The following is a 16,550-nucleotide window of genomic DNA, read 5'->3' on the forward strand; positions in this document are numbered from 1 at the left end:
GCGTATTCGCACATTATTATCGACTGCTCGCAAACAGGGTTGGAAGGTTATTGATACCATTGCGGATGTCTTTAATGGCAAAATCCCACAGTTCAATTAACAAGCTGCTGGGTAGTTACGATGTTTTTAAACTTTCCCTCTTCAATGTCACTAAGCATTTGTTGCTCGAGTTTTTGGATATCATGTTTCATAGCTCACCTACACCATATTTTTTATTCAACTTTCGATCTGCATTATTTTATCTTACAAACACTTTCACTTCGACCACTTGAGGGGAGTTAATATAGAAAAATCGCGTCACGACATTCGCCACATATCGCACATAAGCATAATAATGTGGATAAGCTGCCTCAATCACAAGTACATTGCTTACATGATCATAATTAACTGCTTTAATCACCGACTTAAAAAACTGATATCTCTCTGCATTTTCCTCACCATAAAGGAATTTTAATGCTAATAAGAATCCATCATTATTACGAATATCCAGATCGGAAAAAGCTCTAAAAACCTGCACCACACGATCAATATGACGAAAGCTATTTAGTCTTAGCTCGGACTTTAAAGCAATCAACTCAAAGTGTGCACTTTGAGTGGTAAAACTATTGGTGCTCACCTTGATCAAACTGCCGTGTTCGGCTTTTTGGGTCCATTCTACTTTGGCAAAAATCCTTTTCTCAATATCTAGTGCCTCATTGATATCTTTAGGAGAATAGCTAAGTTTACCAACATGCTTATGAAAGACATATTCACTGACCGTATGGTTGTAATAATCTTTATACGGCTGGTTATTAACCCATACTTGATGAACATAACAAGCGCGAGCCTCGGGATCCTCGGGATGTAGTAAAGGGATTTTATCATAGCGTTGATCAATTTTTTGTGATGTTGAATAGGCTTCAAAGAGATTAAATAGCGGGATAATATTAGTAATAAACAATCGATCCTTCTGGCTAATAAGCTCAAAAAAGTCCGCTCTATCATATATCCCCACGGGAAACATCAACATCATTTCTTTGACTTTGGCAGTCGTCTCAGTCACCGGAATTTGCGACAGTTCAATGCTTAATTTCAAAGAAAACTCAGGTGACAATAAATCTAGTCGCGTTTTGTCATTTAAACCCAAGGTATATGCGTCACTGTTGTAAACCGTCGCTAACACTTCCTTTTGCGTACCATCATCATAGATGACACGCACTTTAATTTTATTCTCTTTAAGCAACATTTCTTTTAATTGACACAGTTTAAACTCGGCTTGCTTCCACAGCAAAGGATTGATCCACAAATCAAAGACATTGTGATTAAGCTCTGTTGGTGCATCAGTCTGTAATGAAACTTGCGTTGAGGTCGTTGTTAAATCGACATGATCAACCTTAAAACACGTCAAATTAACTTCGCTTAAATTGCTATAATGAAACTGTTTTTTTGCTTGAATATCATAAATATCAAAACGCTCTTTTGGCTCAAGGCTTAAGCAGGCTTTTTTAATCTTTGACTTAACCGCAATAAGCATATGCTTAGGCAACTGCATTAAGAGATTTTGATTATAGCGCGATAAACGATAATCTCGCTCACTTCTAAGTTGTGCCACCAAGTTGCTTTGAATATCCTTACCCAATGCCTCAAACAAATGGGTCAATACCTGATAATGATCATCGGATAAGTCATAGTTTTTGCTAACAAAAGCCGTTTTTTCATCGAAAAAATTCATACCCTTCACCCTGTCATTGTTGTCATTTGTGATGGATTAATAAAGCTAATAACTCCGCCAACTGCTGTTGTACACATTGCTTTATTATTCATCGTATTAATGGGAGAGCCTTGTACCATCGTCATAATATTCGTTGGGATAAACTGTCCTGCTGGAATGCACGGCGAAATCGGTTTTAATGGGTTCCATGCCGGATTCGTCACTGCTGTGCAACTTGGCATTGGCAAAATATTTACCATAGGTGCCGCATCGGTGATATTAGCTGCCGGCTTGTTATTAATCAGCACGGTTGCACGTAACGTACTATACATCCCAGGACCCAAACCAAAAGTGCATAACATTTGCGAGCTGGTACAAGTGACCATTGTTGCTTGTGGCGAGCCACTACTGGCACTTAACGCGCTTGCTACTTGACCACTTAATACGGCTGTATTACTCATCGAGTTATTTAAATTTGCTAAAGCAACCTCAAGTTCAGCTTGCTCCGCGATCTGTCGTGCTGCTTGCGCGCTTTGAATGTTACGTTGCTGAACTGCGATCACATTTTGCATCTGTATCGTCTTTGCCTGCATTTCATCTAACGCTTTGGCTGCATTTTTTGACTTTTGCGCATGTGAACCAATCTCGCCTGCAGCTAATGCCAAGGCACTATTAATTTCATTAATTTCATCTTCAATATGCGCTAAATTCTCACAGCTTTGTAGCTGATTCAACAGCTTAGGTGTTTCAGGAATTAGGTCGTTGACACTAGGAATACCAGATGTTGACATACCAGGTGTCGCACCACTTAACAAGGCTTGCATGTTAGGTAGCGATGGGCTACCCATGGCATTGATAAAGTTTTGTTGATCTAATGCTATAAACTGATGCTGATAATTAAGCACTGGTGCCAACACATCATTAAGGTTAGCTACACTCGCCATAGAGACACCGCTAGGTAATGGTACCTCCTTATTTAGCAACATTGACAAGCAATTTTGTAAGTCTTGTAAAGGAGATAATAGATCAACCGACAACGGAGGTAAGTTTGGCACTCCCATCAAGGGCGGCATCGAAAAGCTCATCGCATTTGCTAAACTTTGACATAATGTATCAAGTTCCATTTGAATTTGCTTAAGCAAACTTAATACATTAGGTAATGACATTGTATTAAGATCAATCCCTTGCAAAAAGCTTGCCAGATCAGACAATGATGCCAAGCTTGTCGTATTGGCGCTAGGCAAACTGATCTTGGCAATAAGCGATTTTAACTGGCTAAAAGCATCCAACACTTCATCACACAAACAGCTTGCCATTTGCATATTCGCCGTCGGCGTTTTAGGTAGATTTTGTGATAGATTTTGAAGCTTCATAATTTCTGCATTGATACTTGCCTGCAATGCCAATGATTCATTACCTTGTTCAGCCAATATTGCATTCAAGCTTGCCGTATAAGGCCCAACAATAGCGCTACTATCAAAGCTTCCACCTTGAGGTAATTGAGGTAATTTAGGCAAATGATCTAATGCGCTTTGTAGCTCAGTCATTTTTGGCAGCATTTCTTGTGCATTGAAACTCATGTCAGGCACACATGGACAAAGTGAGTCATGTAATGCATTAGCATTTGCGGCAAGTTGTGATTGAAATGCCAAAGCTGTTGGTATTTGTTGCTTAAACTGATCTAACGCCGCTGTTGTGCTTTGTAAATGTGCTTGATAATTTGCTAAGAGCTCATCGCTACTGGGATTCCCCTGCCATGCCAACGCACTTGCTTTTAATCCCGAGAACTCTGTCATAACCGCAGCGTTAGCATTGGTTAATTCTAATAATGGTGATGCGCTTGCCTGTGATTGAGCAATGAGTAAACTTGGCGTCACTTTAGCAACACTTGTCAAATAATCACTTTGCAAGCGTGTCACTTGCTGCGATGGCATACTCGCAAATGCTTGCTCGAAACGCACCTGCTTAGCAATTTGTAGATCACTGCCAATAAGATGTGCTGTACCATGATCATTTAACACCATCACCACACCCTCACCGGCAACGACCTCCATCTTGCGATTTTCTGTTGACTGACTTTGCTTGGATGCTGTTGATTGCGCATCGCCTAACATCCGCGCCTTTTTACTGACATTTTCAGCCACTAGTGGTAAACTAGCAGGCACCACAAACATCGACCAACTTTGCACTTGCCCATTAAGCTTACTCAATGCTTGTTGCTTTTGTGGATCTTGCGTACTACTTGCTAGCTCTTGTACGTGTGCTAATGCCGTATTTGGATCTCCTAGCTGCACATTTTGTGCTTTGGTAACTTCTTCATGGTAACTGACAATTGATTTAACCATTTCAGCATCATGCTCAGGCAGTTTTATTTGCCCTGTTTTCTGCAAAAAATCTATGTTTTTCATCATTAATTGATCACTCATGGGTAAAACAGCTGTATTTGCAGTCTTAGCATCGAAAGCAGCATTGGGATACCCCATAAAATCAGCTAAGGTTTGCTTTTTTGCAATCTCACTCACTGCATCTTTGCCTGTATTGCCTTTATTCCCATTACTCAAATCACTTAACTCTTTTGATAGATTCTCTTGATACTGGGCATACGCCTGTGTCTGGCTATTGATATTTTCAACACTACTTTCTGAATTTAAGCCAAGAATATTTTTATGGATCTGTAGCAAACTTGTCTTTTGATTGCTATCGTTTGCTACATTAGTAGCACCTATTGCGGGGGCTTGTGTTTGGCTTTTCTTTAGCTGATCACCCAGGGTATTGATATATTCACTACTAGGTGTCATGGTTTGCGGATCAACATTAACTCGCTGTGATTGCCGTGTTAATAGTGCTTCCTTTTCACTTTGCTGAAAATTACTTACTTGCGGGCTTAAATTCTCGGATATTTTAGCAACTTTTGACATATCACCAGCGGATCTTGCATCGGTTAATGCATCATTTGCCGCTTTTAAACTTTGTATATTTGGGGCATCTGGTGCTTGAGTTGATCTCGAGGTCAAATCCGCAATTAATTTCTGTGTTTGATCGAGATTAACATTCTCAAGACCACTGGCTTTATAATCAGGGCTAGCATACTGCTTCAATGCATTTAAGTTACGCTGCAAAACACTACTTTTTTGTGTTAAACCTTGTGTTTCACTTTCATTATAGAGCGATAAGTTTTCGATAAATTTTTGGAAATATGCCAATTCATTTGCCATAGCCAATCCTTAACCCACCGAGGTGGTTAAACCTTTTACCGTTGTACTTGTCGTGCCTTTAATATCCACTGTCATACCTTGTACAGAAGCCGCTTGAGTGGCCTTAACAGCAACACTACCACCTTGTAAACTCGCACTACTTGTTGATTTTAAACTAAGTGAACTGGACCCCGTAATACTGACTTTATCCGCGTTAAGCGTAATTTCACCGTCTTTGACTTCAATCACACTACTACCCACTGCAAGCTTAATATCCTTGTCTTTCAGTGAAATGCTCGTACTACTTTTTTGAATCAACACTTCATCCGTGGTCACTTTGACCGTGATATCTCCAACGACAAATGCAATTGTCTTTTCTGCTTTTAAGCTATATTCATTGCCAATTTGCAATACCGCGTCACCCGCACTTTTATATTGAATATTGCAGACTTCTTTTTCTTCTTTCCCCTTCACAGCAACCGAAATCCCGTCGCTGTTCATTGCGATTGCGTGCTTTGCCATTATGAGTCCTTTTTAACGCTAAATTGATTAATGGTGAAGCTCACACTTTCACCTTGTGGTTTCTCAATATAATACTTCCAGCCAGATACCGGTTGATGCTTTAAGATAAAATAAATAGCAACAGGCGTATCACTTACATCTAAAGAGATCTTCTGTTCACCTTGATCTGGCATAAATACATAGCGGCTAACGCCTTGATCAAGCGCACTTTGACTAATGGTTGCATAATCTGCGGTAACAAAGTTCTTTTGGTCTGCCGGTTGGCTAATCAACATTGTGATTGGCTGCTTATCATTGGCATCTTTTGACATGTCGACCTTAACCGTCATTGTTGTCGAATGATACCAAGGGATAAACGAGCAGCCACTTAACATTAAAAACACTGCTGCTATTGTTATATATTTCATCATTTTTGCCATTAATTTACTCCTTTTTGGCGATTTAAGCCTCTACCTGCTTTTATATGCTCATATTTCTGTGGGCGTATGCAATACGCCCCTACATATACCCAAGTTATCTACGCCTGAAAATTATCCGCATTATTGTCTTGTTGATACTTAACCAGTTTCAAAATGTCTGACTTTAGCTGAAAGCTCACGACAAATGGCGCTACTTTGCTATTGTCACTACTGATCTTCCAGCTGCACAACCAATCACTATTGCAATGAGCATCGGCTAACATCTTAAAGACTGCCCACTCACCTTGATAGGTTTTTTGATAAGTTACATTGCTGTTACTTAACCAACCAATAGATACGGTTGGTTGCAACTGCCAATCATAAACAACCGGATGATTGCTTTGGTCATAGGTATCTAATCCCAATACACGATCCTTGCTACCAATTTGCATAAATGACAGCACCATTTTGCTGATGCCATCTAAGGAAACCTGTTTAAAAGGTGTTGCTGCTACAAACATATCCACCGCTCGTGGTTTGCCATCTGTTGTCCATAAGTCACTTTGCAAACGATAGAAGTAATTAAATGAATCAATATAGCTCACGAGCGTCTTTTGTTGCTCTTGAGTTAAATTATTATCAACTTGCCAAATGCCACTAATCGCATCTAAATGAATAAAGCCTTTAAGTAATGAATACATCTCATTATAAACAACACCTTTAGGTCCAAACATGTCATTTAATGCATCTGAACTAATAATACTACTGGAGTTCAAATCCAATGGGAATTTACTTTTCACCAGTGCAATTTTTGGCACGATATCCAGATCCCATTGCTGTTTCAAATCAGTAATAAGATACTGTGCCACACTCAAGCGAATGATACTCTCTGGCACTTTAAGCAATTGATACGCCTCATTATTTGGCACACCTAAAGCATCGATCAACCCATTGAGCTTAGCTAATAATGAATCTTCTTTGGTTGAATTGATCTCTTCATATAAACGGGTGTAATTTTCACGATTACGTTGATAGAGATTGTTGCTCACAGATGATAAAACTTGTTTATAGTCTTGGTATTTTTGGGATGCGACAAATTCATTTAATCGCGCGAAATTATTCGGAATAATTTGCAGCTCCGCGGGCAGAGTTTCCCCTTTACCAAAGCTTGTATTGGTCTTGATATAATCAAGCATATTGCTAAATGGCGTATTATCTGAAGTGATATCAATCAAAAACATCTGCAAGTTATCAATCGACACCTTGGTTGGCAAAGAGTTTTCCAATACTTGATTCAACATCTGCACATATTGACTGGCATAATGCGTTAATGCCCCCTTTTCCAAACGATCAAATGCGCCATAGTTGATATTGTATTGCTGCAGTAATTTCACCAAACTCTCATAGCGCTTTAATAGTGGCAATACGGCATTCATTAAAGTGTTTTTTGAATAAACTAACGACACGGCGGTTACATTACGCGAGAAGACTGTTTTGAAAGTGTATTGATAGTAATCACTATCATCGAGCAAATTAATCGTATTTTGATTGCGATTAAGCACGCTCACCAAAATAGAGTTAAGCTCGGCACTCAATAAAATGCGCTTCCACACCTGCTCTTTTGATTGATCGACTGAACGCTTACTAAAGAAGTCATTGATTTTATCGTTATAGTGAAACATTTGCTCAACAATATCTGAGAAGCTTGTGATATTGTTTTGCGTGGCTGGAATAAGGTTTTGCAGATCAATCAATGCCGTGCTACCACTACAATAAGATTGATCCTGCGGTAAAGCGCTACCTAACTTAGCCAAGAACTTGCTAACACCTGAATTATTATTAAGTACATCGTTAGTTAGCATATCGGGCACAACTTGCTGTAACAAACATACCTCTTGATGGGTAATGACATTGCGACTGATATACTCTTTTAGCTGATCATTCGTCGCATGAAAGTAATCACTATCAAAAAAAGTGCTCAACATCTTACCTGAAGCAATCGAGCTTGCTGAATTGATGACTTTAGCGTCATCAGATTCTGCGTTGTATAGATTGCTTGGAATATGTGAAACCAGTTTGCTATTGTTACTACCATAACGATAAACAATGCCTAATTGCTCAGAAGACAAGCCAGTAATTAAAGAGATCAATGAAATATTATCCTTAAGTACATCGGCAACCTTGCTTGAGTTAGTACTGGCAATAAGCGATAAATAAATCGCCTTATGTAGATAGTCTTCTGTTTGATATATTTTTGGTAATAGCACGTTTTCATACAAATAATTAGCATATAAGCGGTTTAGCGTTTTATTGCCATGCGCATTATATAAAAAAGGCAATAATAATTGACTGCGATAATAACTCACCCATTGCGCATAAGTCTTAGCAGCTGCCTCTGTTTCCATTGTATCTAATGGTGCAAAAGGACGCTTAAGTTGAATAAACTCACTAAACTCATATTGCTGATAGGCATTATAGGCAAACACCGTACTAAAGAATACTGAAACTAATACTGCCCCAGGCACCAATACATGCCTTGGCTTTAACGCATTTTTATATGCTTTGGAGCCAAAATCAAAGAACGTACTGTGATAGTTTTTAGCATGTATACCAAAATCAAGATGAATCGCTTGAGCAGGTACTTGACCATAAGCGCCTTGCGTTAATTCAGAGACTAATTGTATCGCTGGCAAAGTCGCACGCTCAATTTGATAAGCTGCCGTTAACGCACGCTGCACTTCAGTCGTATGATTATTTAAATCACTCAACTTCACTGAAATTCGATGACGGATAACAGCAAATTCGTCATCCAAGGTTGTTTTAATCTCCTCAGCAGAGCTTGGCGCTTCAAAGCTTATCTTAGTATCATGCTTCAACAAATCAAAAAGCGCTTCTATTTCCTCATCCATTGCAAAATCAGCAACCGATAAATGTATCTGATAATTCCCATGTGAGAATAATGGCATTTGTGCCATAAATTTCTGGAACATCGCAAACTGACTCGATATAAAATCATTGCTTGTCGCCTTTAGCAATACGACAGGTAGCTGAATTGCACCACGATGGTAAAGCTTATTCAAAAAACCGTTAAACAACGGGACATTTAACTGCTTGGTACTTTCTAAGGTAATCACGACAATCATCTTGCCATGTCCAACAATAATCGATTGATTCGCATCAATAATAGTAATCTCAAAGGCATCTAAATCAATCAAACCACCAAGATAAGTCAAGGCATGATCCATATTGCCTTCATAAACACATAGAAAGGATGGCCAAAATGAATGCTTTGCCTGCTTTTGAATATTTAGCTGAGCATCTACATATGGGTTTTTATTTTTCTTGGCTTTTGGTGCTGCTTTTTTCAAGCGACCAAACATTGACTTTGCCTTGCTTTTTTCACTCTTTAAGATCTTGATCAACCAAACAATAAAGACCAAAAAAGCAGCCACACCCATTGCGCCAAAAAGCATAACGGCATATTTACTGGTTAATAGACTCATTTTGACTCCTTTTCATCACTAAAGCTTAATATAATTCCCTGTTTATCACTAAACGCCAAGGCGTTAATCCCCTCGCCATTTTTTGTTGATTGTTTTAGGTTAAATTGTTGATCATTCGCATCTTGGGTATAACTAAGTGCACATTCTTGTTGTGCACCATAGAGTGTTTGCTGTGCTATTTTTTGTGAGGCTTTATCTTCGATTGTTGCTGTATTTAGCTTAACGGATTTAATCTCGACGGTTTCTGCCGAGCTAAACTGCAATAACACAACATCACCATTTCGTAATAGATTAAATGTATTTGCTGTGACGCCAAAGCTTGCTACTGGCACATACAGTGGTGCAGGTTTACTCGGATCTTTATAAAGAGCTTTTGGCAAATTACATGCATAGCTTAATAAGTTCTCACTTTGCTTGGCATAGACATAATCGGTGAGTTTAGTGCCTTGATCGTCAGCAAATGAGCTTTCAGTTTCAGACTGGCCTTTATAAAGCTTATAAGCATATTTGACACTATCATCAACATCTTTACCAATCGTTACCATTGCTTGTGTCTGAAATGTCACAAACGATTGATATTGAGGTAAGTCATTTGCCTTAGCACTTTGATCTAGCCATTGACTTTGAAGCTGCACAAAATGAGTAATACCAGCAGGCACACCAATCATCGTGATCTTCTCATAGCGATCCTTGTCCGTTTCTGACTCATAGTTTTGCTCGATTAATTTACGCTTCACAAACTCGATCGTTGCCTTATTCTGCATAAGCTGAAAACGTTGGACGCTTAAGATTACCGCTGTGCTTTGCCCAACAAAGGTGTTTTGCCATTGTGTTTTATCTAAAGCGATCAAATCATAACTTGGCGTTATCGGGAAAAAAGGCATAAGCTCACGCAAACTCACCTGAAATTTCGCCACACAAGCCAACGTGCTTTGCAAATCGCTTGTAATCTTTTGCTCGGTGTTGGTGTAAATCTTTGGATCCTCAACGAACTGAACGCGATCAAGTGCAAAACCTTTGATTAATGGCTGTTTTTCATTATAAATTTTTGCCAAGGGTTTTCTATCCGTACTCATATCTGCTAGATTCATCATATTCTGTGTTTTTGACCATAGTGGCTGTACTTGGCAATGTGCATGATCGATTTGAAATAAATCTTTTGAGGTTAATGTGCCCTTGCCTTCTGGCTTTTTTTGCCAATCACTGCTTAGCGCATCATATAAAACATAGCTGCTTTTGCCCTTTGTGAGCTTACTGTAGTCATACACCAAATAAACACTGTAATGAGCCAAAGCTTCAATGAAATAATCATAGAAACTACGTGCGTAAGCGGATACCATTATCTGTTTTTGCTTGGTTGCAAGCTTTTTGCATTTGGCTGCATCAATCTGCACCCAACTTTGGAAGAAATTATTGTCATTAAACACATCGACATATGACTTATCAAAATCAACATAAATAGGTTGATGTTGTGACCAGAATGCCTTTAGAGGATCGCTAAATTTCAAGGTGAAAGACGGCAACATCGAGGCAATTTTACTTGTTTGCTTATCAATATTTTGTTCAACCAAAGGATCGGCAAATCGTAAATGTTCATCATTTGCCATGGAAGCAATTGCTTGTAATTGCAGCTTAGTCTGATACTTGGTGTTTTTCTTATCAGGGTCATCAAAAACATAGGTATTCTCTAATGTAATTGCCATTGATAACGGAACATTTTGATACAAAAATGCATAATCGGGATGCACGCCATCATCATATGAGATTTGAAACTTAAGCATACCATCAAAACCATAGCGCTTAAGCTCAAGATCAAGCTCGGTAATATGATAATTAGCCAACATCAAACCTTTAAACTGTGACTTTTCCGTTTGATTTTGATACTTGTTGCTGACTAATGTTAATGGCTTTGTTGCTAGATTTTCATCTAATGGATTAAGCTCAATCGTGATAACTTGTTCAACGATAAACGGATCATATCCAATCACTGGACGAATCTTGGTTTGTAGAAGTGCGAACAATTTGCGTGACTCGCTTTTACTGACAATGCTAAGTGCGAAAAAGCGTGATAGTTTATTCACCACCTGTTTAAATTTAAAAATATCCACACCATCAAGTTGCAATAGCACTTCTTCAACCAATAAAGTCTCAAGTTCATCCAACATTAAGCGTGCATTCTCAAGCATGTTCGATGTATTTTGAAAATTTGTCTCTAGAATCTCATCCAATAGATTGATAAAAGTCAACTTTTCAAAATACACCTTAAAAGGGCGTATCACATAACGTGATAGCACACCGGCAGATAATAAATCAAGCACACGAGCATAAGCAATACTTTGGCGAAACCCAGGTTTTTGTTTGGCTTTGATTAAGCCTAGAATCTTTTGATGCAATAGCTTTAATTTATCAATACTCTGATCGTTTAACTCATCAATAACAGCAATGGTTAATACATCCAGTAGCGCGTGTGAGATATAGGCAAAGCGTTCTGAACTTAAGCTTAAATTTGGCAAAACTTCGGCTAAGATATCTGCTAATTGCACATTTATATCTTTCGTTTCAGATGTCTTTTGCTCTTGTTCTACTGCACTTGTGCTCTCATCATCAAGCATCTTGCTTTCATCTATTATTGCCATACCTATACTTCTTCCTTACATTGCCACTGGCTGTTTAAATTGACGTTTGGGATAAAACTCATGGCTATTAGGATCTTTCTTGCCCTCATCAGCAACGGAAGTCACTGCAGAGCCATCTAGCAACACCAAATCAAATTGACCACTTGTCTGATACGCATCAATTAAACTTTGTAACTTAGCAGGTTCATCAAGAATCAAATATGCTTGCGCGAGTAATGCCTGTTTTTTTCCGCCATCAAAGACACCTCTGACTGCCAACCATGTATTTTTCTTATTGGCATAGGCAGGCTCATCAATACTTGATTCAGGTTGTGACAAATACTCCATGACATTTTGATCAAAACCACCAAAGCTTTGAAAGGCGATTTCTCGCTGCGATTTTGGATCAAGCATCACACCTTTGAGCAATCTATACTTTTCAATCTCAACAATACTATCTTGAGTAAAGGTCTGCTTATCAAGCACATGATGGCTTGATTTAAATGTGTAGTTTGATAGTGCACGCAAGCTTGTATTAGACTCCATACTCGTAAGAATATTCATATAAACTGGCGTTTTACGCTGACCACTGCGTGTAGTTTTCCTCGTAATCAATGCCTGACAGTTTAGGGATCTATCAGCATTACATGCTGAGCCTGTCAAATTTACAATCTGCTGTAGATAACTTGCCTGAACTTTGCGCAACTCCTCTTGCACGGCTAATTGTATTGCTGTGCGCTGTGTGCTTAGACTGCCAACGGCTTCCTTTTGGCGCTCACTGGTATTTGATAGCATTGCCTTTAATAATAAGCTTACTTTTAGATCATCCACTTTATACACTGGCGAGAACCCTTGATAACGCACATCACCACTCTCGTCAAAACGCTTGATCTGTAATTTAGTCATCACATCAACCGCCCAGACTCTTAATTGGTTTTGCTCACTGCCACTAAAATTTCTGCTGCGTGTTGCATATTCAATATTGATCGCCACCTTGACATAAGCCTGTAACAAAGCATGCATGATTTCAGCGGCAACCGTGTAGAAGCTAACACTGTCATCATTTAATAACCTTTTTTCCTGTTCATTTTTAAATTCACTCACGGAGATTAGGTCTAAATATTTAGCGATAAATTCGCTCAGAGAGACATTTGACTCAGTATTACATAATTGTGCATAACGGCTTTGCGCTGTCCCGTCTCCTAAGGTAGCCTTCATTCGATCTGATAACACTTTATCTTTGCTATCGCCCTGATAAATCGGCTCGTCACCAATACCGTGGGCATACATCTTAAGCATTAGCTCATTAAGTTGACTAAATAAACCATAGAGATTCACAATGTCTTCGGTATTAATAACAAAAGATACTAACTGACGTATATTCATATTATTTTTCAAGGTTGAACTACTGCTGGATAATACCAATTGCATATAAATATACGCTTTACTCTCAGAGTTAAATCCACTCATGATCTGACTTGGAATATCTTGAGCGGCGCCAATAGCTTGCACCATGGCAGTGAAGTTATAAGGTTTGCTGCCTAGCTTCTGTCCTAGCGCAATTTCTGTTAATTGATCCTCAACAACCATACTGACAAGCTTTGGCTGTTGATTATCAAAGCGCAAATCCTTTAAGATTTTGGCACCTTGTTCTAAATAGGCATGCATTGAGTCTTGGAAGTCTTTGTAGCGCTTATCTTTCAAAGTGCTGGCAGCTTTAATAACATTCGCATCATAAAATGTATCTAGATTTTCTTCTAATTGTGGCGCATAGATTTGAGCCTTACTATCATCAACAAAGGCTTGGCAGAAACCAGTATAGCCTTGGGCTTTTGCCCATTTCTGCGCACCTTCAATAGCTTTCACCTGATCATTGGTTTTGGTCACCAACTCCTTATAAACATCTAAGCGCTCTCTTAATTTGGCAATTTTACGTACCGCTTGGTAGCTATTACCATGCACCTTGACACGCGTTGCATCTTTTTGCAAAGACTCTTTCCACGCATCGATACTTTTGGTTAAAGCACGCGAACTATCCTCAAACTTCTTGTAAACTTCAGACAATACTTTAGTAAAGTTGGCAATAATCTGTTGGAAACTACCTGTTCTAATAAACTCCTCACCATACAACCCAACAAGCTGTCTTAGTGCTTGTTGCACTAAGTAAAGCTGCACCAAGTGATCATATTCAACCATTAAAGCCGCAACACATAGCGAAATCAAAAAGCGAAAATCGGTATCACTGACTCTCAAACTGGCAATTTGTTCGATAAGCGATAATTTTTGCTCTAAAAACAAATTAGCTGCGTCAACATCAGGTGTCTGACCTTTAAAATAATCAAATAGTTTTGCTTGAAGCTCTTTTTGGTCGATTTTACCGCGTTCAATCGCCCCTTTACCATATAACTCTTGGGTTGAGAAATACAGCATACTGTGCGCTAATTGCCAATGCACTACCATGTCATAGCTACTAAACTTAGCAAATTCATTAAGTAAGCCCATACGCGTTCTAAACATGTGTTGTAAAAATGGCATCTGTTCTGGATAAGAGGCTGAAAACATCTGCATCGTTAATTCAGAAACTTGCTTGATATGTGACTGATTAATGCCAAATACAAACTCATTAATAAATGCCGTCATCTGTCCATAGCATGCCTCACGATAGTTTTGACTAGCATCAACACTAATGACTTTTTCTTTTGTTAAAAATGCCGCTTCAATTTCTTTTAAAAAGCCTTTTAATCCTTCCAGAGCTTCGTGTCGTGCTTGCACAAATTGTGCAAACTCATCCTTACTTTCAGGCGCAAAGCATGTTAGCAACTCCTCAACAGTTTTTTGCCCTTGGAAGTCTTTTTTTGCTATATCCTTACACTCAATTTTTAATTGCTCAACCTTTGGTATCTCTGCACTTTGATGCGATAGTGTTAGAAATTTGCCAGTAACATTATAATTAACCCTGATTTGTTTCAACTTAGTCACAACTGGATTTAGTTTATCCACATCTGCGGTTGTTAACTTATCCTCTTCAACCATTAAAAACTCAAAGCTTGATGAGGTCATTTGTTGAAAGTATTTTTCTTTGCAGGTGGTAATAAAAATACCATTATCAATCACAGGATAGCTTGGAAAAATAATTGTTGATAATTGAAATGGCAGATTTTTGACAACATATTCAAGCGATTTGTCAGCTAGCATTAATGACACTTGATCACCAGGCAAGCTCTTTTGTGCAAAGCTTTCAACCGCAACAATATAGTCTTGGAAAACACGTAAATGTCCTTGAAAATCATGCAACTTAAAATAGCTTGATATCACCGTCTGGCGCTTATTCTTTAAAATACCAAACAAATTACCCAGTGATGCACTATCGACAAACACATCACACTGTTGTGCTGACTTCTGCAAATCGTGAATCGCTTTGACCGATTCAGCATGCGCCTTCTGAGCCTCAACCAAATCCTTAGATACTTCATCAAACCGTGTTTGAAAGTCAACCACTGCTTCACTTTCTTTAAAGCTACCCAAAACCCCTCTTCCTGGCGTTTCCTGCGATTTTTTCAAGCTATCACTAATAAGCTGTAATGCTTTAATATTTAGTAAGTTTGCCACCTCAGTATCAGTAATTGCCGAAGGCTGATTACCGCTGGCATAATCCGCCATTTTTTTGACCAATGTGCCTTTGGATGTTGTCTTTGAAAGCTTTTCAACAACCGCCTTGGCATCACTTGCAAGCTTTTGACGTTTGTCTTTAATCTCCTGATCATGCTCAGGACGTCGATACTCTTTTTGTAAAAATTCATTTAAGAAATGCATATGATAAAGCGCAATAGGCACGATACTGGCAATACCGAAGCTACCTGAAACAAGTGTTTTGTCGTTATGGCACTGTACATTTGGACAAGTTAAGATCTTGACCAAGTGTGTCACAATTACCGCTGTTTTCCATAAGTTCTCATCATGGATGATCCATAGCTTTTTCTGCTCGGAGTAGTAACATCCTGCATACAGTTTTTCATCATCTTCTTGTGTGACTTTTTTGGCATCCTCATTCATTGCCAACCATTCATAATAAGAAACATACTCGTGATAGAGAGACTCTAACACTTTAGCAATCAGCTTTAAGTTGTCACTTTCTAGGTTTTCATAATTAAATGTCAGCACATTTTTTAACATCCGTGGATTTAAGCAATCGGTAATATAAGCATTTTTTCCTTGGAACCAATCCGCAAAACGGATTTTTGTCTTTTGCCAAAAGGAGGTTTTCTCCTGTACTTTGTCAAACTGCTCTTTACTGACTTGCGCGCCCATTTTAACAGCAACATCAAAAGCGCGCTCGTTATAACCAGAGCTGACCATATTCTTAAGTGCTAGTTTTTTATCATTAAAGAAATCACGATAAGCTTGCGCTTGCGCCGGCTTCGCAATAATCACCACCGTGTCATAATCAGCAACAGCCAGTTGGGTTTCAATATCCTCACTGGCACTTAAACGCTTTTGCACCTCATTGTAGCCATCGATCACCTTGCCTGCATTTGAGGCTAATGTCGCTAATTGTACTGCACCGCTAATTAAGCCCATGCTCAAACTCCTTTTTATCTATTTTTTCTGCCTTTACTGCTTTATGCTTG

The 16,550-nt window shown here is 38.8% G+C and carries 7 protein-coding genes; all 7 read right to left on the reverse strand.

Annotated elements, in window-relative coordinates:
- Positions 1-238 precede the first annotated feature (238 nt).
- The 7 genes from iglH to F3D68_RS00035 all read right to left on the reverse strand — a co-directional run bounded on the left by iglH (position 239) and on the right by F3D68_RS00035 (position 16,500).
- Positions 239-1,711: a type VI secretion system baseplate subunit TssF/IglH gene (gene iglH, locus F3D68_RS00005; RefSeq protein ID WP_151192510.1), complete on the reverse strand. Its 1,473-nt coding sequence runs from the start codon at positions 1,709-1,711 to the stop codon at positions 239-241.
- Between the two features lie 5 nt (positions 1,712-1,716).
- On the reverse strand, positions 1,717-4,905 hold the full coding sequence (locus tag F3D68_RS00010; RefSeq protein ID WP_151192511.1) for a DUF4280 domain-containing protein: 3,189 nt from the start codon (positions 4,903-4,905) through the stop codon (positions 1,717-1,719).
- Between the two features lie 9 nt (positions 4,906-4,914).
- On the reverse strand, positions 4,915-5,406 hold the full coding sequence (gene tssI, locus F3D68_RS00015; protein ID WP_117003584.1) for a type VI secretion system tip protein TssI/VgrG: 492 nt from the start codon (positions 5,404-5,406) through the stop codon (positions 4,915-4,917).
- On the reverse strand, positions 5,406-5,825 hold the full coding sequence (gene iglE / locus F3D68_RS00020) for a type VI secretion system lipoprotein IglE (RefSeq protein WP_151192512.1): 420 nt from the start codon (positions 5,823-5,825) through the stop codon (positions 5,406-5,408). Before iglE ends, tssI begins: the two co-directional genes overlap by 1 nt.
- Positions 5,826-5,923: 98 nt before the next feature.
- Positions 5,924-9,307: a hypothetical protein gene (locus F3D68_RS00025; protein WP_151192513.1), complete on the reverse strand. Its 3,384-nt coding sequence runs from the start codon at positions 9,305-9,307 to the stop codon at positions 5,924-5,926.
- Positions 9,304-11,943, reverse strand: coding sequence for a hypothetical protein (locus F3D68_RS00030; protein ID WP_151192514.1), 2,640 nt, complete (start codon positions 11,941-11,943; stop codon positions 9,304-9,306). The genes F3D68_RS00025 and F3D68_RS00030 overlap by 4 nt, the downstream gene beginning before the upstream one ends.
- A 15-nt stretch (positions 11,944-11,958) precedes the next feature.
- Positions 11,959-16,500: a hypothetical protein gene (locus F3D68_RS00035; RefSeq protein ID WP_151192515.1), complete on the reverse strand. Its 4,542-nt coding sequence runs from the start codon at positions 16,498-16,500 to the stop codon at positions 11,959-11,961.
- Positions 16,501-16,550 lie beyond the last annotated feature (50 nt).

Source organism: Cysteiniphilum sp. JM-1 (assembly GCF_008711525.1).
Classification (GTDB): domain Bacteria; phylum Pseudomonadota; class Gammaproteobacteria; order Francisellales; family Francisellaceae; genus Caedibacter.